This window comes from Amycolatopsis sp. Poz14, from assembly GCF_006704225.1.
Classification (GTDB): domain Bacteria; phylum Actinomycetota; class Actinomycetes; order Mycobacteriales; family Pseudonocardiaceae; genus Amycolatopsis; species Amycolatopsis nivea.
Window position 1 is genome coordinate 9,077,654 of the sequence record NZ_JACLHD010000001.1, and the last position, 26,637, is coordinate 9,104,290.

11 protein-coding genes and 1 tRNA gene are annotated in these 26,637 nt (G+C 64.5%); 1 reads left to right on the plus strand and 11 read right to left on the minus strand.

Features of this window, described 5'->3' with window-relative positions; translation table 11 throughout:
- Positions 1–8: 8 nt before the first annotated feature.
- The 3 genes from FKO37_RS42170 to FKO37_RS42180 all read right to left on the minus strand — a co-directional run bounded on the left by FKO37_RS42170 (position 9) and on the right by FKO37_RS42180 (position 4,801).
- The gene (locus tag FKO37_RS42170) at positions 9–1,436 is read right to left on the minus strand and encodes an ATP-binding protein (RefSeq protein WP_037812003.1); all 1,428 of its coding nucleotides are present in this window, start codon (positions 1,434–1,436) and stop codon (positions 9–11) included.
- Entirely contained in the window at positions 1,433–3,085 is a 1,653-nt protein-coding gene (locus FKO37_RS42175; protein WP_037812004.1) for an FAD-dependent oxidoreductase, read from the minus strand. Before FKO37_RS42175 ends, FKO37_RS42170 begins: the two co-directional genes overlap by 4 nt.
- A gap of 108 nt (positions 3,086–3,193) precedes the next feature.
- Positions 3,194–4,801, minus strand: coding sequence for a coagulation factor 5/8 type domain-containing protein (locus tag FKO37_RS42180; RefSeq protein ID WP_205669943.1), 1,608 nt, complete (start codon positions 4,799–4,801; stop codon positions 3,194–3,196).
- Positions 4,802–5,711: 910 nt separating this feature from the next.
- On the opposite strand from FKO37_RS42180, the gene FKO37_RS42185 reads away from it, so the two are divergent.
- Positions 5,712–5,784: transfer RNA gene (locus FKO37_RS42185), tRNA-Ala, on the plus strand.
- A 22-nt stretch (positions 5,785–5,806) separates the two neighbouring features.
- Here FKO37_RS42185 and FKO37_RS42190 read toward each other — a convergent pair.
- From FKO37_RS42190 to FKO37_RS42225, 8 genes are all read right to left on the minus strand, one after another.
- Complete coding sequence (locus FKO37_RS42190) at positions 5,807–7,162, minus strand: tyrosine-type recombinase/integrase (protein WP_238607996.1); 1,356 nt, start codon at positions 7,160–7,162, stop codon at positions 5,807–5,809.
- Between the two features lie 535 nt (positions 7,163–7,697).
- Positions 7,698–12,227, minus strand: coding sequence for a hypothetical protein (locus tag FKO37_RS42195; RefSeq protein ID WP_238607997.1), 4,530 nt, complete (start codon positions 12,225–12,227; stop codon positions 7,698–7,700).
- A 926-nt stretch (positions 12,228–13,153) separates the two neighbouring features.
- The gene (gene fxsT / locus FKO37_RS42200; RefSeq protein WP_238607998.1) at positions 13,154–15,952 is read right to left on the minus strand and encodes an FxSxx-COOH system tetratricopeptide repeat protein; all 2,799 of its coding nucleotides are present in this window, start codon (positions 15,950–15,952) and stop codon (positions 13,154–13,156) included.
- A 1,065-nt stretch (positions 15,953–17,017) separates the two neighbouring features.
- A complete protein-coding gene (locus tag FKO37_RS42205; protein WP_238607999.1) occupies positions 17,018–18,433 on the minus strand; it encodes a recombinase family protein in 1,416 nt (471 codons plus the stop codon).
- Between the two features lie 196 nt (positions 18,434–18,629).
- Entirely contained in the window at positions 18,630–20,219 is a 1,590-nt protein-coding gene (locus FKO37_RS42210; RefSeq protein WP_308196573.1) for a serine/threonine-protein kinase, read from the minus strand.
- Between the two features lie 41 nt (positions 20,220–20,260).
- Positions 20,261–23,386 carry a type I restriction endonuclease subunit R gene (locus tag FKO37_RS42215; RefSeq protein WP_238608001.1) on the minus strand — a complete coding sequence of 1,042 codons (3,126 nt, stop codon included), beginning with the start codon at positions 23,384–23,386 and terminating at the stop codon, positions 20,261–20,263.
- Between the two features lie 8 nt (positions 23,387–23,394).
- A complete protein-coding gene (locus tag FKO37_RS42220) occupies positions 23,395–24,690 on the minus strand; it encodes a restriction endonuclease subunit S (RefSeq protein ID WP_238608002.1) in 1,296 nt (431 codons plus the stop codon).
- Positions 24,687–26,633, minus strand: coding sequence for a class I SAM-dependent DNA methyltransferase (locus FKO37_RS42225; protein ID WP_238608003.1), 1,947 nt, complete (start codon positions 26,631–26,633; stop codon positions 24,687–24,689). Before FKO37_RS42225 ends, FKO37_RS42220 begins: the two co-directional genes overlap by 4 nt.
- Positions 26,634–26,637: the final 4 nt, after the last annotated feature.

The window sequence follows — 26,637 nt, forward strand, 5'->3', positions numbered from 1 at the left end:
CCGCGCGTTCAGAGCGACGCTTGCTCCTCCACGGGAAGGCAGACCTCGAACCGCGTGTCACCCGGTTCCGACGTCACTTTGATGTCGCCCGAGTGCCGTTCCACGACGATCCGCCACGAGATGTCCAGCCCGAGACCGGTGCCTTCGCCCACGCCTTTGGTCGTGAAGAACGGCTCGAAGATGCGCTGGCGCACCTCTTCCGGGATCCCCGGGCCGGTGTCGCCGATCTCGACGCGCACCTGTTTGCCGACCTGCCACGTGCGCAGGGTCAGCGTTCCCTCGCCGCCCATGGCGCCGACGGCGTTGTCGATGATGTTGGTCCACACCTGGTTCAGTTCGGCGGCGTAGGCAGGAACCCGGTCGATCGAGCAGTCGTATTCCTTGACCACGCGGATGCCCTCGCCGAGCTTGCCCGACATCATCACCAGCGTGGAGTTGAGTCCTTCGTGGACGTCGATGAACTGGTGCGGGGCGCGATCCATTTGCGAGTACTGCTTCGCCGCGCCCACGAGCGTGGACACCCGGCTGGTCGAGTCCTCGATCTCGCCCATCAGCATCTCGGTTTCGAGCGCGTACGCGAGCCAGCGGATCGCGCCGTCGAGCAGTCCTTCGCCTACCGATTCCAGCACGTGGTCGAGGTTCGTCGGCGTGAGTCCGGCAGCGACGAAGATGCTGGCGAGGTCCCAGCCCTGGTCGATGCCGTGGTCGTCGAACCAGTCGCCGATCTCGTCCTCGCGGTCGGCTTGCTGCATCGCGGAGAGCTTGGGTGCGTCGCCGACCTGTTTCACCAAGCGTTCCTGCACGTCGAGGAGCAACTCGAGCAGGTTCGGGTCGATGTCTTTCTTCGCCAGGATCGCGAGTTTGTGCCGCATGCCGGCGACTCGCTCGCGCAGCGCGGCCGTGGCCCGCACCGCAGCTGCGGCCGGGTTGTTGAGTTCGTGCATGAGCCCCGCGGACAACTCGCCGAGGGCGACGAGCCTGCGGCGCGACGACACCAGCGCGTCGGTATTGCGCCAGCCGAGGTACATACCCTCCAGCAAGTGCGCCGCCATCGGGAACCATTGCCGGAATTCGACGGCGAACTCCGCGGCGGGAAGCGTGAGGAAGGTCAGATCGCTGACGGCGTAGATCGTCGCGCCGTAGGTGGCTTCGCTGTCCTGGTAGGCCAAGAATTGCGTTGCGCCGCAGTAGGAACCGCGTTGATCGGACCGCTTCATCTCGACCTCGGCGCCGGCCACCACGCGGGTCATCCGCAGCGCGCCGTTGAGCAGGACGTAGAAGCACGTGGCCGGGTCGCCTTCGCGGATCACCACGGAGTCGGCCTTGAACTCCTCGCGCACCGCGTTCTGCTCGATCCAGTCGAGTTGCGCGTCGGAGAGATGTTCGAACAAGAACAGTCCGCGCAGTTCCTCGCGCGACAAGGCGGGCTGAGTCACTGTTCCTCCAAGTAACGGTGGACCAGGGTCACGGCCATGGCGCCCTCGCCGACGGCGGACGCCACGCGTTTCACCGACTGCGAGCGCACGTCTCCGGCCACGAACACGCCGGGCACTGACGACTCCAGGTAATGCGGATCGCGGTCCAGGCTCCATCCCGGCGGCCTGCGTCCGTCCTCCACGAGGTCTGGGCCGGTCCGGACGAATCCGTGGGCGTCCCGGAGGACGCTCTTTCCCAGCCACTCCGTGCGCGGAGCGGCTCCGATGAAGATGAAGAGGTGTTCCGTGTCCAGTTTCTCGGTCACGCCGTCTTTGCAGACCGTGATGGACTCGAGGTGATCGTCCCCATGCGCTTTGACCACCGTGGTGTGCGTGCGAACGTGGACGTTCTCGATGGCAGCGATCTGCTCGATGAGGTAGTGCGACATCGACGACTCAAGCGACGCGCCGCGCACCAGCAGCGTCACGTCGGTGGCGTGCTGGGCGAAGAACACAGCCGCCTGACCGGCGGAGTTCGCGCCGCCGACGATGTACACGTGATCGTTCGAGCACTCAGGTGCTTCCGTCGCAGCGGAGCCGTAGTAGACGCCCCGGCCGGTCAGCTCCGCGATTCCCTCGGCTTCCAGCGCTCGGTAGTTGACGCCGCTGGAAAGGATCACGGAGTGCGCGGCGATCTCGGATCCGTCGCCGAAGGTCACGACCCGGCTCGAGCCGCGCGCCTCCAGACCCACGACATCGCGAGCCGTAAGCACTTCAGCGCCGAACTTCTGCGCCTGGCGGCGGGCTCGATCCGTGAGCTGCGCGCCCGACACTCCGTCCGGGAAGCCAAGGTAGTTCTCGATCCTGGAGCTGGTTCCGGCCTGGCCGCCGGTGGCCTTGCGCTCGACCAGCACGGTCCGCAGTCCTTCGGAAGCGCCGTAAACGGCGGCACCGAGTCCGGCCGGACCGCCGCCGATCACCACCAGGTCGTAGAAGTCCTGCGCGGGCTGCGTAGAAAGGCCCACCGCATCGGCGATCTCGCTTCCCGATGGCTGTTTCAGCACCGTGCCGTCCGGCGTCACCACGACCGGGATGTCGGTCTCGCACGCGCCGGCGGCTTGGAGGATGCGGCCGGCTTCTTCGTCGTCGACCGAGTACCAGCGGTACGGGACGGCGTTGCGAGCCAGGAAGTCGCGCATCCGGAACGACGGCGCCGAGTACCGGTGCCCGATCAGCTTCGTCTCTTCCACCGGACGATCCCCGACCGCGAGCCAGGTCTCGACCAGCGAGTCGATGACCGGGTACAGCTTCTCCTCGGGCGGGTCCCAGGGCTTGAGCAGGTAGTGGTCGACGTCGACCACGTTGATCGCCTGGATCGCGGCGTCAGTGTCGGCGTAGGCCGTCAGCAGCGCGCGCCGGGCGTTCGGGAAGAGGTCCATCGCCTTCTCCAGGAAGACGATGCCGTCCATGTGCGGCATGCGGTAGTCGGCGAGGATCGCCGCGACGGCGTCGCCGCGCAGCTTGATCTCGCGAAGTGCGTCGAGGGCGTCGGCGCCCGAATCGGCACGGATGACGCGGTAGTCCTTGCCGTAGCGGCGACGCAGGTCGCGCGCCACCGACCGCGAAACGGCGGGGTCGTCGTCGACGGTCATCAGGATCGGCTGGCTCACACGGCACAGCCTACGGTGTCCCGTCGGCTGCCGTGGCAAACGACAGAACCAGGGACCGGTGCCCGTCGCGGCCGCCACCGCGGCGGGCACCGGTTGTTCAGGTGGCGGCTATGGATAGCGCACCAAGTTCACCGGCTTCGTCCCCGACGGGGTGCTCGCACCGAGGTCGTTGATCACGTGGGTGATCGTTCCCTGGTGGTTGAGCGAAACCGTCACCATGCCGTGGAACCGCACGTCAGGCGCGACCGGAGCGGCGAAGGCGTGCGAGCAGGACACCGACGGGTTCGTGTCGAAGAAGCAGTAGCTGCCGAGACCCCAGGCTTCGTGGCTGGTCACATCCGGGGCGACCTGGTACGCGGCGTAGCCCGCGCTCCCGCCGTTCATCCAGGCTGCCTGGTCGGGGACGTCGTAGGGCATCTCGTTCTGGAAGAAGTAGGTGCGCCCGCCGTTTCCGTTCCAGGTCACCTGCGTCTTCTGAAAGTGCTCGACGAACAGCCCGTAGACGGTCACGTCGTTGCCGTTCACCACCAGGCCGGTATCGGCGGTGTTGGAGTTCCAGCCGACGTGACTGTCGTCGGCGCCGTGGTCGGCTCGCCAGAGCCACAGGTGGTCGCCGATCACGTCGTTGCTGTTGATTACGAGGCTGGTATGCGCTTTGCCCGCGGCAGCGCCGCCGACGCGGAAGAACACGTCGTGCAGCGAGGTCGGGTTCGCCGAGTGGTCCGCGTTCGACTCGGGATCGCCGACCTGCATGAGCGTGGCCGACGAGGTCGTTCCGGCGTCGATCAGCAAGCCGGCGATCTTCACTCCGTCCACGTCGTCGACGTTGATCGCAGTGATCCCGCCGTCCGGGATCAAGGTCGCGATGCCAAGGCCGAGGACGACGGTGTCCGGACGAGTCACGTGAAGAGGCTGATCAAGGCGGTACACGCCTGGGGTGATCAGCAGGTTCTTGCCCGCCGTCAGAGCCTCGTTCATCTCGGACGCGGTAGCGCCCGGCTTCGTGATGAAGAACTGGTCGATCGGCAGCGAAACGCCTGGTGCGCTGTCGTGTTCCCAGGTGACGCCGGAGGTGTTGTTTCGCAGGGCGGGCACGAACACCCGGTAGTGACCGGACTCGTCAACCTGGAGGCACGGCTTCTCGCGGACGATCGGGGCCTGGTCGATCGTCGTGTACGGCGGGTCCGGGAAGGTGCCGGCGGGAGCGCCGTCCACGCCGACGAACACCATGTTCCAAGTAGAGCCGGTCCAGCCGCCGAAGTGCGAATCGCGCGAGATCCATTGCTGCTGTGACCCGGAACGGATCTGCCCGTCGATCTTCGTGTCCGAGATCCAGCCCCCGCTGGACCAGCCCCCGCCGTCGTCGAGGCGGAGGTCGCCGCGGACGTGCATGCGCCGGTACGGGCTCGCCTGCGATACGGCCCATTGGTCCGCGCCCCCGACGGGGTTCACGGACAGGTTTTCCGCGCCGCGCCAGAAGTTCTGGGTCGCGTTGTTCGGGGGAAACCAGTCCGCGTCCACGTGCACCGCACCGTTGATCGTCACGGCGTCGGGCGTGCTGCCTAGTCCGAGGATTTGCGTGTAGAAGCCGACGTTCACGTCGTTGGAGTACGTGCCAGGTTTGAACAGCACGGCGTAGCGCTGACTGCCGAACTGGTTCTTCTCCTGCTCCGCGAAGATCGCGTCGAGCTTGCGCTGGATGCTCGCGCTCGGCATCGACGGATCGAAAACGACGACGTTCGGCCCCAGGTCCACTTGTCCCGGCGGCGGAGAAGTAGTGCCACCCACGGAGATCAGTGTGAACGACCGGTTGGCGGCGTCATGACGGCCGTGCTGCTGCGGCTTCTCGTGACTGGCAGCCAGTCCGGCCGGGTGCGGTTCACGTTCTCGGCTGGAGGGAAGATCGACAACTGCAGCAGTCGGATGCGCTGGCCATTGCGGGTCGGGCTCGGTGGACGGCAGTCGCGGCGGGGCTGCGGTGTCGCGGGTTCCCGAGGTGTTCTCGTGTTCCGACGCGGGCCGCGAGGAGGGGCTGGTGACTGTCTCCGCATCGCCCTTGCGGGTGAGGTGGAAGTGCCAATCGTGCGCGTTTGTTCCGGTGACGGTGTACGGGCGGGCCAGCGGGACGGGCGGACGAGCAGCAGTTCGCCGGGCGTTCGCCGCCCCTGGCTGGGCGCGCCAGGCATCAGCGTTGGTCTCGAGGGGCTGGCGGGACGGCGTTCCGCTGTTCCGGCCGCAGGGGTAGTCCGCCGGACTCGGAGGGGTCGGCGCTAGCGCGGCCACTCTCCGTGATTCGGGGTTCATCGTCACCTCCCTTGCCGAGACGGGACCGCTGGGCGACCTCGGCCGGAGGTGGGGTTCGCCTCGTGGCGAGAGTCGGCTCGACGTCGCGACTGCGGAGGAATGTAATCGCGGGCACACTGACCTTCAATGCAAACCTGAAGAAAAGTCAGATAGGGCAGTCGACCTGCACTAATGCGCTCGGAACAGGTTACCGAGAGGCGGATTTGGCCAGCTTGGCACGTCGTTCCGGCGTGGCCGCGGCGCGTAACCGACCCCCTGACGAGGGGGTCGAAGGCGGGGTGTACTGTATGTCCATACGAGATGCGGAGTTCACCTCTGCCTCGGGGCTATGGCGCAGCTGGTAGCGCACCTCACTGGCAGTGAGGGGGTCAGGGGTTCGAGTCCCCTTAGCTCCACAAGTTCGATGAACCCCTTTGATCATGCGGTTGGCGCTGGTCGGAGGGGTTTTCTCGTGTCCGCGGGTTGATCTTGCGTGATCGGGTAGCACTGATCCGGGGTGTCCCAGGTGGGGAGTTTCTGGGGCGTGCTGCTCCAGGGCACGCGCTTGCGGGCAGTGCCGTTTCCTCTCCCCTGCAGGGCAAGGCGGGAGTTGTCCCTCTTTCCATCGGTGATAGGGGCGAGAAGATTCGGCCTTTGCCGGAGTTTCCGTGACGGTGGAATGGGAGGACGGGATTTCGCCGATGCCCTTTCCTGTTGCGCGGGCCGGGCGGGACGCGGACCGCGGGAGGCTTTGCGCCAGCGCCGCTGCAGGTCGGCCAGCAACCGGGCCTCCACTTCCCGCGCCACGTGCGAATACGTCTCCACGACCCGGTCCGGCAGATGGTGGCCCAGCCGACGAGCCTGCGCGATCTCCGGAGCCCCGCCCGCGATCAGCCACGTCTTGTGGCTGTGCCGCAACCCGTGGAACGTCAACCCAGGACACACCGAGTACGCCCGCACCCCGGGCCGGTGACAGCCGTCGATCGCCGGGCGCAACACCCTGCGGTCGAAGGTGGAGCGCCACAGCCAGGTCCCGCGCGAGGTCGTGAACACGAACTCGAACGGATGGCTTTCCAGATGCCGACGCAGCAACCGGACCAGGAACGGCGGCAACGCGACCCGCCGCGCCGACGACGGCGTCTTGGGCGGCCCCAGCCATCGTCGGCCCCGGCTCTCGTGCAACGACCCCTGCTCCGGGTCCACGATGAGATGCCCCGTGTCGAGGTCGAGGTTGTCGCGGTGCAGCGCGGCGAGTTCGCCCCACCGGCAGCCCGTCCAGGCCGCGGTGATGATCAGCAGCCGTGCGATGTCGCCGCCCAGCGCGGCAGCCTGGTCTGCGATCCGCAGCACCTGCTCCGGCGTCGCCCACACCCGCTCCCGCACCAGAGTCCTGCACCGCCGGCCGCGGCGACGGCGCTGCCGCACCGGATTCACCGCGATCAACCGCTCATCCACCGCATCAGCCAAAATCATCGACAACAGCTTCGCCCAACTCGACACCGTCGCCGCCGCGTAACCCGCATCGGCCGCCGCCGTCTTCCACGCATCGACCTGAAGCGCAGTGATCTCCCCGATCGGCGTCGCCCCGAAACGCGCCAGCAGATGACAGCGCAAGTAACTGTCGTAGTTGTCCACCGTCCGCGGATCCAGATCTTGCGCAGGCAACCACCGTTGCACCCAATCCCCAAACAACACACGGCCGTCCCCGGGATCGACCCACACCTTGCGGCGCTGATCGCACTCCATGTCCCCGGCATACCCGGCGGCCGCCTTGCGCGACGCGAACCCCGGCACCGAACCAACACCGCCACTCACCCGGCGAAAACGAACCCGCCACGAACACCGCCCGGACTGCTCCACCCACGCCATGACAACCTCCCGACCGCGACAAAGCGCCACCTCCGTCATGCGCCTAGTCCGCTGGGAAGTCAACCCACGGCAGCCGAGGACTCTGGCAAGCATCGCTGGCAGATGAGGAGTTACGCCAGAGTCGAGGTCGTCTTAGCCTGCCTACCCGTCTGTTGTCGGACAGTCTCAGAAGCGGACCGCACGACCTTCAAAGAGACGGATTCGAACGCCGAACGCGCGAACACAGCGTCGAACACCGGCCGCGACGCGACCGCATCTGACGCACGCCGCGGCGATTACGGCGCGCATTCCTCGCACCCAAGTTTCCGTTGTAACGGCATCTGGACTCGCGGCTGCGATCGGCCAAAGGACCGGGCTGTCCAGTTCGCGCGTCATCACTACCGGAAGAAAAGGCGACACGGCAGCAGACGGGGACTGTTCACGTCGTTGTACTCGGACAGAACCGGAACGGGCCTCGGGCTCAGTTCAGGTCCCTCTCCGTCCTTTTCGGCTTGCCCTCGTGCAAAACCAGGTCCTCCGTCAGACGAGCATCGATGCTCGACTCCACACAGGGGTGTTTGCGACTAAAGTCATCTCCGAGCTTCATTCGTTCAAACCCGTGCAGCACGATAATTTCAAGTTTGTTCTCGGCAAGAAACTCCCGCAAGAAAGATGCCCGCACAAGCAGCGCGCGGCTATCTTTTCCCTCCTCCTCATAGTATGTAAAGACCGGAATGCCCGTTGCATCCAGCCAGCTCGGACCTCGCATGTCGAAGGTCAATCCGGCAGCTTGCTGAATGAACGTCGAGGGCAAGACAGCGCGCGCTGTCTCTCCGATGGAACAGTCGAGAATGGAGCCTTCCCAGGCGTACTGCTCCACGGTCGCGACGACTGAAAATGACTTATTGCCGATGTCTGTTTGGCGGAGCACGTCGTGCCGGTGACAGCAGGTCTGCCCGACCCGGCCGACCTCGCCGACGTAGCAGCAGTCGGTATGGCCATGGGAATCAACGAGGTCGCGGATTTCGTAGCGTGGCCCGTCCGGCAGAGCCGAGAGGAACCCTGGAGCATCGTCAGCTGCGATAAGCAGCGTGTCGATTCCGCCGCGCTCCTGGATGCCACGCCAACCCTTGTGAGCCAAGGGATCGACCTGCTTCACGAAGCTCTCGAGTATCACCCAGTCGTTGCCGTCACGGTCACGGACGAACGTGGAGCCAGCCACGGTGGGCTCCGAGGCGGTGTCGGCGAGGAAACGCTTGACGTCTCCCTGGTAGCGGCCGAAGTCGAGAGATGCCGGAGGCCACTCCTCCAACTGGACCAGGGGCGACTCCCAAGCCGTCACACCGCTGGCATCGTGCTCATTGAAGGCTCGGAAGTCGATCGGCGGGAGGCTGGGGTCGATCTCCCGGTCGCCGATGATCTGATGCAGCCCTTCGTACTGTCCGCTGTCTCCGAAGGTCCGCGAAGTCTGATGGTTGTCCGCGACGCGAGCCAGTAGCTCGTGGTAGGCCATCCACTGGTACTTCTTGCCCCAGCGCTCGGCCTTGTGGCCTTCCCGCCCGCGACCGTGCCCGATGCTGCGATCCTTGGGGCCGAAGAGCTTCGGTGTCCAGCCGAGGCTGAGTGTCCGGCGGAATATCCAGCGCCGAGCGCCGTCTGCCGGGTATTCGTCGTCGACCTTCTTCGGGCGGACAAATACGGCATCGAGTAGTTCGCGCTGCTCGTCATTGAGCGGGTCGTCTTCTCTCCGGCACAGGAAGCTGAGACGACTCATGCTTTGCGGTTCGGGGTTTTGTAACCCATCTGTCAGCGCGTCCTTCTGGTCGTCGCTGAGCGACGCGACGAATTGTGCCCACCGGCTCTTGATGAACCGCGGCTTGCGGTCTTCGAGCCGGGGGTAGTCCTGTCCGATACGGTAGCGCGAGAAGTGGCGCAAGCCCGATTCGACGACGTAACGACCGAAGTCGCCCATGCTCAGCAACGAGAAACTGATGGATGAGTAGCTCTCATCGTCCGGCTGTCCCTCGCGCCAACCGTACTTGTCCTCAAGTGTGGCCGCGGTCGGCGGCGGCCCGGGTGGCTTTAGCCCATAGGGCCGCCGGATAGAGTTCAACGCGGCGTCGGCCAGCAGTCGGTGGACCACTGCCCACCGGACGATGCCCCGCGCGGCATCCAACATGAGCTCGTCAGCGCGGATCGGATGAGTGAAGACACGCGTGTGCACAGCTTCGGCGAGCGCTTTCGCGTCCTCGGCCTGTGCCGGCGCGCTGCGGAGCAGCGCGCCGTAGGCTATGGCGACCACACGTTGCACCACGTAGGGGTCGTCGACGGTCCAGAAACGCTCAACGAGCGCGCGCATGACGTCAAGATGACCGCGCAGCAGCTGCACAAGCGCCTTGGTGATCCAATCGCGCATGAAGCGGTTGGGAGAAGACAAAAGCCAGCACAAAGGAACACACGCCAGCTCGAGCACCTCGGCGTCATACGACGGGTACGGGCCAGCCGCCGCCCAACGGGCAAGACGCGCTGCGGGGCTGAACGGCTCGAACAACTCGTGATAGGTCGCAAACCCGAAATCGCTGTCCCGATGCGGCATTCGTTGCCTGAGCAGGTATCGATGCAACCCGTCACCGTTTAGCCGGCTGGCCGGCTGCGGAGCCAGCGTGAAGAGCACTCGATAGAACTCATCACGCGAGAGGTAGGGCTGCGCTTCGTTCAGAAGATCGATGGTGCGCTGGGAGATCGCTGCTGAGTCACGGTATGGCAAGGTCTCCACCAACGAGCGGTAGAGCTGGCGAGCGCGATGACGGCGGTCCCAAGCGTCCCGGTCTTCATCTCTCTGTGGTCCAGTGGCTAGCTTGATTCCCAGAAGATCCGGCACCTCAATGCCGTAGACCTCCGGGAACAGGATCGTTGCAGCCTCGTTGATGCCCCAACTGCACTCCTCGGCCAACCACGACTTGACCGCAGGATCATTGAGCGGGTCGTCAGACAGTGCCAAACGTCGTCTCAAGAGCAGGAAGTCGGCGAAGGCCTGGAACACAATACGGACGCCTTCGTCGAAGTCGCCGCTGCCCAGGTAGAGGCGCTCGCGAGTCAGGATCCCCTCTTCTTGGAGCAGACCCAGGATTCTCGTCGCGTCGGCACCCGCGGCGCCCAGCGACCTCTGGGCGACTGCCTCGGCTGCGCTGGTGCTCATGCTCTCACGGCCGAGCCGTGAGAGCTCGTCGAGCAAGCCCTCGAGGACCCGGGTCACCTGCGACTTCGCCGCGTTCAGCTCATAGCTGGAGGTTGATATTGGCCGGAAGCGCCGAGCGACCGTCGTAGTCTTGGCAGCGAGATAGCGCTCGAAGATGGCGACCCGTCCCTCATGGCCTTCCGGGATCGAACCGGCCTCGGACTGCGACAGGCTCTCGCAGTACAACCGCAGGAAGAGCGGCAGCGTGAATTCCGGTGTCAGCAGTGGAATCTTGGGGGCTTCGAGCTTGTAGTGCGCGAAGTAATGCTGCATGGCTTCAATCTCCCTATCAGCGAATCCAGGGTGCGTCCGGCGGACGTAGTGAGATCCCTCAGCGCCCTCCAGAACGAGGTCCTGATAAGTGTCCCGGCAGGACACTGCAAGCGCAATGTTCGGGTGCTGGGCAATGGCCGCGCGCAACGTGGGCAGGTGAACACGCCAGAAGTCGGACAGCGTCGTCTCGTTGAGAGCGTCCACGAAGATCACGAAGCGACTTCCGGAGATCCCAGATGCCTCGCCTGCTGCGTCCATCGCACGCAGCAGCACATCCGCCCCGACCGCGTCCAGCCCAAGCTGATCCGCGATGCTCGCCCACAGGTTGCCTTGGCCGAACTGCGCGCCCGCCAGGAACACCGCAGGGCGGCCGGAGTCGAGAGCACGCCGGGTGGCATCGAGCAGCAGGTGCGTCTTGCCTGATCCGGCCTGACCGGTGAGGAAGTAGGCTCGGCGCCGAAGCGAACGTCCCACCGAGGATTCAAGCCAAGAGATCAACTCGCCGATGGCGGAGGCCAGCCCGCGAACGCCGTAGCCGCTGGTCCGCTGCGACGGTTTGTCCGCCTTCTTCGGGTCGTCGTCGGGCAGCTCCCGCCACGCCGCCTCAAGCTGGCGTTCATGCTCCTCGGCAGCGTAGATGGCACTCCGGCAGGCCTCGACCTCAGCGAGCAGCGGATCGAGCGCGGCCGGTGGATCACCCGCTTGCAGTGTGAGTGTTCCGGCTGTGGCCTTCAGTGCCGCGGCAGTGTCCTGAATGGCTTGGTAGAGCGCATCCGCCGTTACGCCCTCATCCTTCGTCCAGAGACGCATCTCGGCTATAGCCGAGATGACGTCGCGGACAAGCCGGTTAAAGTCGGTGAGGATTGATTGGTCAAAGCCCAGGGCGAGCAACTCTTCCTGGATGGGAACGTCGACCTGCAGATCGGGGCGGTACTTCTCGCTGGCCGCAGAGGACTGTTGTCCGTACCGCGTTAACAGCCATTCGCGGCCGAAGACGAGGTCGCCCCACCAGAACCAGCGTCGGCCGTTGTGCTCTGGCTTGGCCAACTCATCCAGCAGGTCGCTTTCCTGCACGAGGTCGAACTCGATCTTGCCAGCACCGGAAATGGTCCGTTGCCAGGTCTTGATCTTGTCTTCGTACTTCTGCCGCTGAGACTTGCGCTCGCCGCCGCTCGTACCGGTCGCAAGGTTCCAGGAGATCGCAAAAGTCAGCTTTCGCAAGTCGGGGCGCTCCTTGGCCACACGCTTGACCGAATCGGTCATCGCGGTCAGGAGCGCGTCGATGCCCTTGACGTGCTTGGCCTGCCAGCCCCATTCAATGCCTCCTGGCAACGTCGCGTACCACTCGACCCCGCCGTCAGGGTTGCCGGTCCGGATCGCCCGCGTGCCGGGCGGCACCTTACCTTTCAGAAGCTGGAACGAAAGCTCTTCGAAGGCCCGGCTTTGCTCGCCATTCCAGGTGCGCAGTGTGTCGAACCGTGACGCGGCTACGTCTGGCATGGCGCGTCCTCTGCGCCCGAGGCCGCCGAGTTGAGTGCCCAGAGCAAGACACTCAACAGTGGCCAGAGTCTACGCGGGACGCGGTACTCGGCACCGGATTCCGGAGCCTCGACAGTCTTGTCCTGAGTCAAAGCAGCTTTCTCCAGTCCGAACGGCCCACTGCAAGCAATAACTATTTCTTCTTGACGTAGTTCACGACCTGCTTGAAAGCGTCACAGTCGTCCGCTTTGTGGTTCACGTGGGCTAAGTCGTATCCTTTCCAGCTGCGATACCCCCCGGCCGCTCCGTCATGATCAGCCCGCCCACCGGCATATGTGAGTCGCTGCCGGGGTGCGCGACGTTACGGTGCGGGACAGATTGACCGGCACACCGCACCGAGCGACGAGTTGCGCCTCATCGATGCCTTGGCCGTAGACACGGGCCCGGGTGGAAGAAGACCTGCCCGACCGACCTGGCGAGGACTTCGGTCCCGCCAGGATCGCCAAAGAACTCGGCTGCTCGGGCGGCGCGGTCAACGACGCGTGCGAGAATCTGGTCGAAGACAGGTACGCGATCAAACACGTGCGAGGCTCCGAATCGGTTCGCCGTCAACGTGTGCAAGACCGATTACCCGGATACCGCCGGGGATGCTCCCGCGCCAGCGCAGGACACCTGACGCCCTCTCGCCATGGTCCGCACGCAAGGCCGCTGCCACCCGCCCTCTAGGACACGGTCCTGCGCGCGGGTTTTCGCGCCGCCGGTCACCGAACCGCGTTCGAAGCGACAAGCCACGTTCATGTCCAGCCCTCGCGTTGTTCGTCACGCCACCTTGATCGCGCCCAGCGGTCCATTGCCACCGTACTGTCGGCTTGACGAAAACTGTTGTTTTCCAACCCGTACGACGGCATGAGCAAACGCTCCTCAACGCCGTGTGGCGCGGGCGTGCGTCACTCGCCTGCCACGTCCCGCCAGGCCGCGAGGTTTTCCCAGACAGCCAAGGTCCCGGGATGGCCAGGGCCCGCCACTCGCAACTGGTCGGACAACAGTTCTTCCAACGCGGACACAGCGCCGACCGGATCGCCTGCCAGGCCCCGAAAATGCGCGAGTTCGTGACGTGTGATCAACGTACCCGGGTGATCAGGGCCCAGCACGCGCAACTCGTCCGGCAACAACTCCTCGAACGCGACCGCGGCACCGGCAGGATCGCCTCCTATCCCCTGAAAATGCGCGAGTTGATGACGCGTGACCAGCGTGTCAGAGTGGTCCGGGCCCAGAACACGCAGCCGGTCCGACAACACCTCCTCCAACGCGGACACAGCGCCGGCCAGATCGCCCGCCAGGCCCCGAGAATGCGCGAGGTTGTGACGCGTGCTCAACGTTGCCGGGTGGTCGGGGCCGTGCACCCGGAGGCAGTCCGATAACAGCTCCTCGAACGCGACCACCGCACCCGCTGGGTCGCCTGCCATGCCCCGCGAGGACGCGAGCACGCCACGGGCGTCCAATATCTGGGGGTGATCCGGGCCCAGCACGCGCAGCTGATCCGACAACAGCTCCTCGAACGCGGCCGCAGCACCGGCAGGATCGCCCGCCGAGCCGCGCGACGTCGCGAGGGCGGCGCGGGTGCGCAACGTCTCGGGGTGGTCGGGGCCCAGCACGCGCAACTGGTCCGACAACAGCTCCTCGAACGCGACCACGGCACCGGCCGGATCGCCCGCCACGACACGCCAGGCGGCGAGGCCGTGGCGCGTGGTCAACGTGTCGGGGTGGTCGGGGCCCAGCACGCGCAGCCGGTCCGACAACAGCTCCTCGAACTCGGATACAGCGCCGGCCAAATCTCCCGCGTTTGCCCGGTAGTGCGCGAGGTTGTGGCGTGTGGTCAGTGTTTCGGAGTCGTCCGGGCTCGCCAGGCGGAGCCGGTCTGCCAGCAGCTCTTCCAATGCGGATACAGCACCGGCCGGGTCGCCTGCCTGGCCGCGCCAGGTCGCGAGGGCGGCGCGGGCGGCCAACGTACGAGGGTGTTCCGGGCCGTGCACGCGCAACTGGCTGGCAAGGAGCTCTTCGGACGCGGCCGCGGCACCGGCCGGATCCCCCGCCAGGCCGCGCGAGTTCGCGAGGGCGGCGCTGCCGTTCAAGGTATCGGGGTGGTCCGGCCCCAGCACGCGCAGCCGGTCCGACAACAACTCCTCGAACGCGGAGACCGCACCGGCCGGATCGCCTGCCAGGCCGCGCCAGGTCGCGAGGCTGTGGCGTGTGGTCAACGTGTCAGGGTGGTCCGAGCCCAGCTGGCGTGTAACGGTGGTGCAGAGGCGCTGGAAGTGTTCCCTGGCGTCGGTGACCAATCCGATGTTGCCCAGGCTCTTCCCAGCACGCCGAAACACCTCGTGCCCGGCAGGCTCCCACGTGCGGTCACCTCCAGTCTCGGCGAGCGCGGCGGCGTTGGCACGCAGCATCTGCCCCAGCACCGCGTCCCGTTCGTCGTCCGGCCAGATCTGCAGGAGCGCGTCTGCCGCCGTCCGCACCAGGTCCCGACGCCGTCCGCTCGGCAATGCGTCACGGGTAGCGCGCTGAACCATTGCGTGCATCCGCACAATCCCCTGCCGCAGGTCGCGGGTGATCAGGTTCAACCGGTGCAGACACCCCAGTCCGTCCCGCGCAAGCTCGGAGGCGGCCTCTCCTCCCGTACGAGCCGCAACGAGCTGGACGACCGCGGAGGACGAGAACAACGCGGAGGGAATGCCGTTGGGGTCCAGCACACTGGCCACCTCCAGCAACACTCCGGCAACCCCCGCCGGTTCCAGCCGATCGGCTTGCTCCACCGACAACGACCATGTGGTCGCCACCGTGGCGCGGTGATCGTCGGGGAGCCCCTCAGGCTCGGGCAGCAGCGACGTCAGGCGGCGCCGGCGATCCTTCCACCGGCTGTGATAGTCAGCGCAGGACAGGTCCCGATCAAGCATGTACGCACTGGCTTGCGCCAGCGCCAACGGCAGACATCCCAGCTCGACCGCCAGCTCAGCCGAGCCCTCGACCAGGTGCGGCTGGTCGGCCAGCGCCGTGCGCAAATAGGCCGCCGCTTCTTCCCCAGTGAACACGTCGACCTCGACGAGGCATCGACCTTGCGTCCGCAGCGCAGCGTCGCGGCGGCGAGTGGTCACCACCACCCGCCCGCTCGCACTGGCCGGCGGCCACAAATCCCGCAGGTCAGCCGGGTTCTGAACATCATCCAGCACGATCAGCCACCGCGCCGAGGCGGCGGCGAGCCATTCCAACAACCGTCGCGCACCCTGCTCGGGATCCGGATCCTCAACTCCGGTCAAATCTGCGGCCGCGCGGGCGTAGCTGGACACCACCGCCTCCCGCGACGCCGCCGTCACCCAGACCCACACTCCCGCTTCGGCTGCCGCCCACCACCGCTCGGCGTAGTCCAGAGCAACCTGTGTCTTGCCAGCCCCTCCCAGCCCCGACACCACGCCGGTGTGCGGCCCGGGCCGGCCGGTCAGCACCGCAGCATCCCCGTGTTCCAGCGCCTGCTCCAACGCGCGCACCGTGTCCGGGCGCCTTTGAAAAGCTTCAGCTCGCTGCGGAACGACACCCGCCCGGTACGGCAGAGCCACGCCAGCGCGCGTCGAAGCATGAAAGTTCACGTCGCCGTGGATGACACCGGCCTGGACCACGTTCCCGAAGACGTCCCCGGCCACGTGATTGGCCGCACCGCCGCGAGGCGGCCCATCGGGGCGGTCATTCATCGATCCAGTATCGCGAGCCCGATGCCCGACGACAGCACAACCCCAGACACTAGCCCGAATGGGCGCACGAATGCCCGGCGCGCAGACCATGTTCCGCATCTCGTCGGCAGACCGAAGCGCAGTCGGTCGCTGCCGCTATGACCGGCCCGCACTGCAAACCGGGAACGCGCTCTCTGAGAGGATCGACTGCCGTTAGCACGACGCGCTGGTGGCAGATCGCGCCTGGGTGCGGTCTGCCGGACAGGAACCAGCGGGCGCGGTATCGGCGGCGCTGCGGATCCCCTCCGTCGCGCGGATGTCGGCGGGAGCCGGGGGCAACGCGACGGGATGAGTCGTAGCGTCCTCCGTGATGGCCGGCGGCGTTTCGTCGGGACGGAACGGGCCAGCGGGCGGTCAGCACCGCGCGGGCACGGCGGCCGACTAGCACCGGGTGGGCGTCGTGGCGGTCGTCGTCAGAAAGGAGCACGCACACGCCGAAGCGCGACGGCCCGCCGAAGGGCCAACCCATCCGCAGAGGGCGGGCAGCGTCGGCAGAACGGGTGCGTCGTCTCGGGATCAGTCGACCTCGCTGCGGCCCGATCAGAAGGGAGAGCGGCTTCCCGTCTGCACTCTCATGCACCGAGAGATCAATATGTGATTCATATCACATTGCGTCGCAATGCACACTGACCGCGGCCCGTCCATCAACGAACGCGCTGAACGCACTCCCGCCGAGCACATTCATGCAAATAGACCTGGAGCAAAGCTGGAGCAGCGCCATGCACCCAACCGCAGCGACCAGAGTTGAACCGCGCTCAACGGCGGCCAACTGCACCACCCGTCCAGCAGGTTCCCCAAACCCGCAGGTCAGAGACCTGCGTGGGCCATACTGGCAGTGAGGGGGTCAGGGGTTCGAGTCCCCTTAGCTCCACCGGAAGTTCGATTTTTATGCTCTGACCTGCGGATTTGTTCGCAGAGTAACCCTCTCGCTCGAAACATGAGCGAGAGGGTTTTTGCTGGTCAGGACCTGTTTTTGTGTTCTATCCCCGTAAGGTGTCGGGCTTGTTGTGGCTGGTGTTGTTTAGGTCAAGGTGCCGCTGACCGTGGCTCATGGTTGGTGATGCGGCTGTCGGCGAGGTAGAGCCGGTGGAAGATCGCATGGTTGAGTTGCCGGCGCTGATCGTCGTCGCAGATCCGATAGATCTGGACCGGAGCGAGGGTCTGGCCGGCCATGTGGTCGGCGGCATCGCCCGTGGCGATCCTGGCCATGGCGTCGGCGACCTGCTGCTGGTTGACGGTGGCGTAGTAGCGCTCGACAGCGTGTTCGGCGACGGCGACATTCACATATGGTGCCGGGCAGTTGCCCTGCTGCCGGTTGCGGCAGAAGAAGTAGGTGTACTCGTCGCGTCGGCGGGTGACGGTGTGTTGGATGATCATCCGTCCGCTGATGCCTGTGTGATGGCAGTATCCGCAGTACAGGGTGCCTTTGAGGTAGTGATGGTGCGTCCGCCGCCGCTCTCCGGACGTGGTGTGGGCGTCGAGGACGGCTTGGACGCGGTCGAACAGGAACTGGTCGACGAGTGGTTTGTGACGCCCGGGAACTTCTTCGCCGCGGTAGGCGACGTATCCGAGGTAGTAGCGATCGCGCAGCATCCGGGCGAGCTTGCTGATCGACACTCGCTGTGCGGGGTACCGGGCGGTGGGGCGGGTGCGTAGCCCGCGCTGGTAGAGCCGCTGGGACAGCTGGTCGAGGGTGAGGTTGCCGATGGCGAAGAGTTCAAAACCGAGTTGGACCAATGGTGCGCGCTCTGGGTCGACCGTGATGGTGCGGATGTCGCGGCCATCATTGCGGTCGATGTGGTTGAGGTAGCCGAGCCGGGCGCGGCCGATGGTGCCGCCGTTACGGGCCTTCTGGCCCATCTTGTAGGCGATGTCAGCGCCGGACTCACGGGACTGGTACTCATTGAACGTGGCGAGGATGCCGTGCATGAGTTGGCCGACCGGCGTGTCGTCGACGGACTCCGTGGCCGAGATCAGGCTGACGCCGCGCTGCCGCAGGTCGGCCATGACGAGCGCGTCATCGACCCGGTTGCGGGCCATTCGAGACAGCTTGTAGACGATCACGTGGTCGATGTCGCCAGTATGGCGGATCCGGGCCAGCATTCGTTGAAACTCGATGCGTTTGATCATCTCGGTGGCCGAGCGTCCCGGCTCCACGTATTCGTCGGCGATCGTCAGACCGAGCTGCTCAGCCCTGCGGTGACACGCCGCGCGTTGGGCCGGGATTGAGATGCCTTCGGGGTCGTAGTCCCGCCCTACCTGTCGCGTCGATGACACCCGGAGATAGAGCACTGCCTTGCTGTCTGGACGCGATCCGTCGAAGAGTGGACTGTCGATAGGGGTGGGCGGGGATCCGGCTGCATTGTTCATGGCGGCGAGTTGAACAAAGCTGCGCGGGGACTGCGACTCCAGTCGTTCGAAGAACGGCTGGAGTCGCTTCATTGGGTGAACGGGGCGCGATGTTGGGAGTCAGCCGCTGATCGGATAGGGGATGGCCAAGGCGTTTGCTGTGAACGGAGCAGGGCTTCCTGCGGGCGGCCGACAGCCACAAAGAGTGGACTGGCCGATCACACCATCGGCAAGCAAGAACGGCACCTTCACCCTGCTCCTGACGCGCTACAGACGTCGGTTTTGGAGTTTACTGCATCGCTGAGCGGAAACGGGAAATTTGCTTGTCCAGATTGCGGACTTGTGTCGAGTCAACACCGAACGCGTCGCATAGGAGCGGGCGAATGCTCTCCAGTTCCGTCACCGCATCATCCTCCTGCCCATCGGTTGCAAGCATCTGGGCGACGACGTACCGAGATTCGAGGACCCTCTCTGCGGTGTCGCCCTGAGACGAAGCAGCAGCGTTTTGTACGTAGAAGCGCAGTTGAGGTAACGCTTTATGCGGCTTGCCAATTTCCGCATACGCGTGACCCGCGTGGTACGCGGTGTCGAGGACGACTGGATCGGTCGGCGGCAGGTGCCGGCGATAGTCCCGGCCGACAGCCTCGAAGATCGTCGCGGCGCGCGTGTATTCGCCGGCGTAGAAGCAGGCTGCCGCCTGAAGGTGACGTAGCCGAAGCTTCAACGCGGGGTCGTGGTCAGAGCGCTCGATGCCGTCCTCGATGAGGCTGATCGCTCTGGATGGCTGGTCGTTGTCCAGCAAAGCCTGGACGTTGGCCTTGAGAACGGCGAATTCCTCATCGGTGAGCGGATCGCGGGTGCCGGTTTGCCGTGGACGGCTCGCGGGGGCGAGCAGCGGTCTGCGGAACGGGCGCGTCGGATCTCGCGGCTCGTCAACCTCGGCGTGCCCGTGTTGCGCAGACGCCAGCGCAACGAGGGCGCTGTACACAGCCGTTGCTGACGGACGGTCCTGAGGTTCCTTCGCCAGCATCGACGCCACTAGGGCGTCGATCTCGGCCGGGATGTCAGGGCGCCATGAACGCACGGATGGCGCAGGTGAATGCAAGTGGTGAGCTCGCAGAGGCGTATCCGTGGTCGCTTGGAACGGTACGTCGCCGGTGAGCAACTCGAAGAACAGGCAGCCGAGCGAGTAGATGTCGGACGCGGAGGTCACCGCCTGCCCGAGCCCCTGCTCCGGCGACATGTACGCCGGTGTGCCGACAGTTCGGTCGACCTGCGTCAGGCGGGGCAGCGCGCCCGCGCCGCGCAGGATCGCGATGCCGAAGTCGAGCACCTTGACGAGGCCTTCGTCGACCAGCATGACATTGGCGGGCTTGATGTCACGGTGGACGATGTCCACTCGGTGCACGTCGGCCAGCACTGCTGCGATCTGCGTGGTGATGGCTGCCGCCCATGCGACGTTCGGCGGTTCGGTGGAGTAGTCGGTGTGATCGAGGATCGCTTCCAATGTCGAACCTCGCAGCAGCTGCATGACCAGCCACAACTGAGTACTGCCGGCAGGCCCGGCCTCAACGCCTGTGTCGTACACGGCCGGGGTACCGGGGTGTTCGAGTTGGGCGGTGGTGCGGATCTCACGCAGGAACCGCTTCCGGTCACGCTCCAGCGCATCGAGAATCTCGACCGCCTCCGGGCTGTCTGGAGCAGCCGGAACCGAGGAGGGCGGGCGCAAGCGCTTGATCGCGACTCGCCGATCCAGGCGCTCGTCATAGCCGAGAAAGACCTCGCTCATGCCGCCACGGCCGAGTGAGGCGTCCACTCGATACCGTCCGGCTAGGAGCCGCCTTTCCGCCGGTTTCTCCGTGCCTTCGACCACACCCACCCCCTTCCTCCAAAGATCAGTCTCGTCGTCGGCCGTTCTCGTTACACGATCGTGTGCCCACCAGTCTCCTTGCGCATCTCGGCGCGCAACCGCTCCAGCGCCTCATCCCTGGCTGGCTCGGTGATGATCCGATAGGCACGCTTGCGCGCTGCGTCCTTGATCGCCTTGCGGAACTCGTTGTTGTCGAAGTAGAGCTTCATGAAGTCCGTGTTGCGCTCGGCGTTCTCGGCGACGATGTCATCCAGCCGGTCGTCAGCGACCTGCCCGAACCGGGCCTCGTCGTTCATCAGGGCGATCTGCTGCATCCCCGTGTCCTCGACAAGGTTGACGACCTGTTGATAGACGAGGATCTCGTCGGACGTGCCGAGATCCAGCCCGAACCGCTCGTTCAGCTCTTCGATGACCTCAGACAACGGCTTGACGTCAGGCTCGCGGTAGCCACCGCCGTCGGCGGCATGACCGCGCACGTCACGGTCGCCGATGGCCGACAGCGACACGTTATGCCGTCCGGTGAACTCCAGACGGAAGTGGCTGAGGTCCGCATCGCCGATGTCGACCGACGTCGACGGTCTACCCGGCAGGCGGATCAGCAGCACCCGGCCGTACTGGTAAAGGCGCTCCAGGTCGCGGTCGCCCCAGTCGACGATCTGCGCGATGAGGCTGTAGGCGCGCACGTAGTCCTGCAGCGCGCTACGAAAGCCTTCCCGTTCGTCGTCCGACTCCATCGCCTCGAAACGATCCAACGCGGGCTTCAAGTACTCGTGCAGCTCGGCGTGTAGCTTGCGCTCCGCGGCCTCCGGCATCCGGCCCGGTCCTGCCGCGGCGAGGACACGGACGAACGCCTCCATCTCCGACGCCACGAGCAACGCAAAGTCCATCACTTCCCGCTGCTTGGAGTAGAGCAGGTTCGGATCAGTGGGCTCGGTGATCGTGGTCTCGAACCAGTCCTCGAACGCCTCCTGAATGTCGGCAGCTGTGTTGACGAAGTCGAGGATGTGTACATCCTCCTGCGACTTCAGAGGGTGCGTCCGGTTGAGCCGGGACAGAGTCTGCACCGCCGCGACACCGGTCAACGGCTTGTCGACGTACATCGCGCACAGCAACGGCTGATCGAACCCGGTCTGGTACTTCTCGGCAACGACCAGCAGCCTGTACTCATCCTGGTTACGCGCAACTGCTTGAGGATCGTCGGCCTTGGTGTAGCCGAATCGGTCGGGCAGTTGCCCCTCCGGGAACCCGTTGAGTTGAGCCTCCGTGAAGTCCAACTGCGTCTTGTCGTCCTTCAACTGTCCGGAGAACGCGACGAGCGTGCCGCAGTCGGTGAACCCGCGAAGATCGACGTAGTTCCGGATCGCCTGATACAAGTCGAGAGCGTGCTGTCGTCCACCGGTCACGACCATTGCCTTGGCTCGGCCACCGAGCCGGCCGGAGATGTTCTCGCGGAACTCGTCGACGATCAGTCGCGCCTTCTGCTCCAACGACTTCGGGTGCTGCTCGGCGAAGCGGACCAGTTTGGCCCGTGCCTTGCCTGCGTCGACGTCGGGGTTCGAGATACGGGACTCGGCCTGCTCGACCGCGGCGTCCCGCAGCCGCCACTTGGTGTCGTAGGTGATGTAGTTGGCCAGCACGTCGAGGATGTAGCCTTCCTCGATGGCCTGCCGCATCGAGTAGATGTGGAAGGGCACGTGCATGCCCTGCTCCCCGGTGCGCGGGTTCACCCGCTCGGGGTCGAAGGTGCCGAAGAGCTTCAACGTCGCGGACTTTGGGGTCGCAGTGAACGCGAAGTACGACAGGTTCGGTTGTTTGCCGCGCACCCGCGTCATGTACTCGACATCGTCTTCATCCTCAAGCCGCGTCGCATTGGAGCCAAGAGCCTGCTTGAGCCGAATCGCCGAGTCACCGCCCTGCGACGAGTGCGCCTCGTCGATGATGACCGCATAGCGCTTGCCCGCCAGCCCCATTTCAGCGATCTTCTTCAGCACGAACGGATACATCTGCAACGTGCTGATGACGATCTTCGACGTCTCGTCGTCGAGCGCCTTGGCCAGCTGCGAGGAGTCCTCGTCAATCTTCTTCACCACACCTGGCGTGTGGTCGAACTGGAATATCGTCTTCTGCAGCTGTCGGTCGAGCACCACCCGGTCGGTGATCACGATTGTCTTGTGGAACACCGGCTGATTGTTTGCATCGAACAGGTTCGACAGCCGATGTGACAACCACGAGATCGTGTTCGACTTGCCCGAGCCCGCGGAGTGCTGGATCAGGTAGTTGTGCCCGGCGCCGTTGGCCCGCGCGTGAGCGACCATCTTCTGCACCGCGTCCCACTGGTGGTAGCGCGGAAAAATACGCGGCGCGGTGTGCGGGTTAAGCTTCACGCCCTTCGTGTCCGGCGCGGTCACGTGGATGAAACGCTGAAGGAGCTCCAGCCAGTTGTCCCGTTGCCAGATCTGCTCCCACAGGTAGGCCACGCTGTACGAACCGGGGTGCGCGGGCTGATTGCCAGCGCCCCCGGACACTCCCGGGCCATTTGAGCCAGTGTTGAACGGCAGGAACTGCGTGTCTTTGCTCCGCAGGCGCGTGGCGACGAACGCGCGATCCGGGTCTACTGCGAAGTGGACAAGCGTTCGCTTAGCGAAGAATAGCTCGTTTGGATCGCGGCGACGATATTGAGCGATCGCATCGTCAGCGTTCTGGCCGGTATTCGGGTTCTTAAGTTCAACGGTCGCCACAGGCAAACCGTTGACGAACAACGCCATGTCGACTGACTCGCTTGTGCGCACGCTGTAGAAGACCTGACGCGACATGGCCAGTACGTTGGCTCGGTACCCGGCGAGGGCGTCGGCGGCCAAGGTGTGGCCGGGCCGGAAGTACGCCAGGTCGACGTGTACGCCACGGTCACGAACGCCCTGGCGCAGCACATCCAATATCCCGCGTGCGTCGATCTCAGCGGCCACACGTTGGGAAAACTGACGTTGCGCAGTCTCCTGATCGCCGCCGTAGAGGTCGACAAGCCGGTCCCAGCTCTCTATCTGCGTCGCGCCGATGAACTGGTACATCGCGCCGGTATCGAAGCCGAGATCGGGGCGGAATGTGCCTTCCGATCGCTCCCAGCCGTACGCTAGAAGCTCAGCTTCGACCCGGTCCTCGAATGCCCGCTCGGTGTGCACTCCGGGACTCATACCTTGATACCGCCCCTCTCGGACAGTCCGCGTGCAGTCGTAACGTCAACCTGTCCGGTGACGGCGGCCGTGATCAGTGCCTGACGACGTTCCGATGCAATCCGGGAGAATCGTTGTGCCGCATCGCGGAATTCTCTGAACTCAACAAGTCGTTGGTCAAGTTCTTTGCGAACGTTCCTCTGATAATTTCCCGATGGAATGTACACATGGAACGACTTCAGCATCTCGTTGTTCAAAATTCTAATTCGAGAATACTGAGCCCACTCGCGAATTTCTTCGTAGGCTGCGAATAGCTGCCATGCAAGGAACCGCTGGTCTATGGATTCACTCGCCATAATGGCCGTCAACTGCTGATTCCCGGTAGCCTCATGGTCAAGAGGGGCAACTTTTCCGAGAGATTCGCCAATGCCGACGATCAAAATACTTCCAGCGGAAAACTTTGGAACTTGAGAAGAGTCTTCCATGCTCACATGCCTGTCGGCAATGCCGAGATCAAGTAGGCCATCCAGGGCTGCGGGAGTGTACCATGGCATATCGTCGAAGCCTTCGCGAGCCTGAAGAAATTCGGTTGGCGTTAGCCCGGTTCGGACCTTATCTACAATTCGACGAAGCGCAACTCGTGGCCATTCCGTTGTTTTCTCCATCCGGTTTCGCCGATCGCGGCCGGTAAGGCGTACAGACTCCGCGCGCAGGGCTTCCTGAAGTCGTTCCACTTGCTTTGCTCTGAGGCGAGTGAGCTGATCGAGCTTCGCCGACTCCGCGTCAAGGAAGTTGGCAATGCGGCGTTGATCATCGAGGGGCGGGAGGGCGATCGGAGCGGCAGCAAGGCGTTCTCGATTAAGTTCAATCTGATTGGTGGCACCAACAATTAATGCCGAGTAGATGTACTCATAGAATAGCGAAGAACTCAACCAGTAGTACAGGTACCTCGGCTCGACGGTCTGTCGATCTGCGCGCGCAACCGTCACGTGTCCATCGGCCATGCATGGCATGGAATCTGGGCCGCCAGCGAAGTACCCCACTCGTCCGAGCGTTCCCGTGCCCGTAGAATTTACTAATACGTCGTCGACAGAGAGATATCCTTTAATTTTTCGCGGATCGCCTTCATGGCGATGCAGTCGAGTGAGAGTCCAATCCATTTCCGCTGACTGGATCGCAGCTTGACTGACGGCTCGTACTGTTCCATCTTCCGAATAATCGGGCGAGGTGCCTCGGTGGAGGAAAACTGTTGCGAACTTCAGCGGCGACCAGGTCCAGCAGTGTGGAAGCGTGATGGCCAGTGCAGCACTCACTTAGTCACCTCGCGCAGAAGGCCTTGGATCTGTGCTTCCAAGTCACGTAGTTCGGCGTCGATTTCCGCTAGAGGGCGCGGTGGTGTGTAGACGTAGAAGTGGCGAGTGAAGGGGATCTCGTAACCGACCTTCGTCTTGTCGTGGTCGATCCAGGCGTCCGGTACGTGTGGGATTACTTCGCGGATGAAGTAGGCGTCGATGTCCTCGTCTAGAGGGATGTTCTCGTAGTCGCGCAGGTCGGGGTCCGGCAGCACTGCTCCGTCTTTGGTCTTCTGTACTTCGCCCTCGGGGTCAGGCACTGAGATCGCACCCCAAAATGGCTTCTGCAGCGCCGCCGTGCTGGGCCACAGTGCGCCAGCGTCTGCAACGGTCTTGTGTAGGGTATTGGCTGCTTCCCTCTTCGTCCACCACACTGTGCCAGCCAGTCCGCGCAGCGCTTCCAACAGAGCGTCGCGGCCGTCCCACTTGGCGAGGCTCTTCGTGGTTCCCAGAGCGGCCAGGGTGTCGTCGGTGATCTCGAAGCGGAGCTTAAGCGGGCGTTCAACGGTGATGCGGTGGTACCCGAAGTCTCGCGTGCTGAAGACCTTCACTTTGGCGTGGTCGGGATGCGCCGGGTCCGCTGCCACGGCGACGGCGTCGACGTAGAGTTCAGTGATGCGCTTGATTTGGGCGTCACTGATACGTTTGCGCTTGTCACCAAGGGACTTGCGCATCTTCTCCCATTGGTCGCGGGCGTCGAGCAGAATCACCTTGCCGCGCAGTTGTTTGGCCTTGCGGTTGGACAGAATCCAGAAGTACGTAGAGATGCCGGTGTTGTAGAACAGTTGGTCCGGCAGGGCGACGATGCCCTCCAGGAGGTCGTTCTCCAGTATCCATTGGCGGATCTTGGACTCGCCGGATTCGGCGGCTCCGGTGAATAGCGGGGAGCCATTGAAGACGATCGCCAGCCGGGCGCCCTTGCCCTCGACCGGTTCCATCTTCGAAATCATGTGCTGCAGGAAAAGGAACGAGCCGTCGTTGATCCTCGGCATGCCGGCGCCGAATCGGCCAGCGTGGCCGAGTTGGGCCTCGTTCTCAACGAAGTCCTTGACCTTCTTCCACTCCACGCCGAAGGGTGGGTTGGCTAGCATGTAGTCGAACTTGCGGGCGGCGAAACCGTCGTCGCTGAAGGAGTTTCCAAAGTGAATGTCGCCGCGGTGGTTGCTCATGAGCATGTCTGACTGGCAGACTGCCCACGATTCTGCATTGATTTCCTGGCCGAACAGGTATACCTCGGCCTTGGGATTGATCGATTTGATGTGGTCCTCCGCTGCGGTGAGCATGCCACCGGTGCCGCAGGCCGGGTCGAGGATGTTGATGACCTGACCCTCGCCGGCCACGGTGTCCGCATCGGGGGCGATCAGCAGGTTGACCATGAGTTCGATGACTTCACGCGGGGTGAAGTGTTCACCGGCGGTCTCGTTGGAGTCTTCCGCGAACTTGCGGATCAGGTGCTCGAAGACGTAGCCCATGTCGTGGTTGGTGAGCTTTTCGAGGTCGCGCATCGCAGCGAACTTGCCGAGGACCTGGTAGAGGATCTTGGCGCTCGCGAGCCTGGTAATCTCGTTGTCGAGGTCGAAGCGTGCGAGGATCTCGCGGACGTTCGCGCTGAAGCCGTTGATGTAGTCCCGCAGGTTCTTGGCCACGTTGGTTGCGTCGGCGGCAATCGTGGTGAAGTCCTGCTCGGAGGTGTTGTAGAACGGCAGCTTCGCGGCGATTTCCAGCAACCGCTGTTTGTTCTGCACATCGAGCGTCGCGTTACGGTCGCGGACGGCTTGGCGAGTCGGGGCCATGACCGCGTCGAGGCGGCGCATGAGGGTGAAAGGCAGGATTACCTGGCCGTACTCGTGGCGTTTGTAGTCGCCGCGCAGCAGATCGGCTACCGACCAGATGTCGTTCGCCATCTTG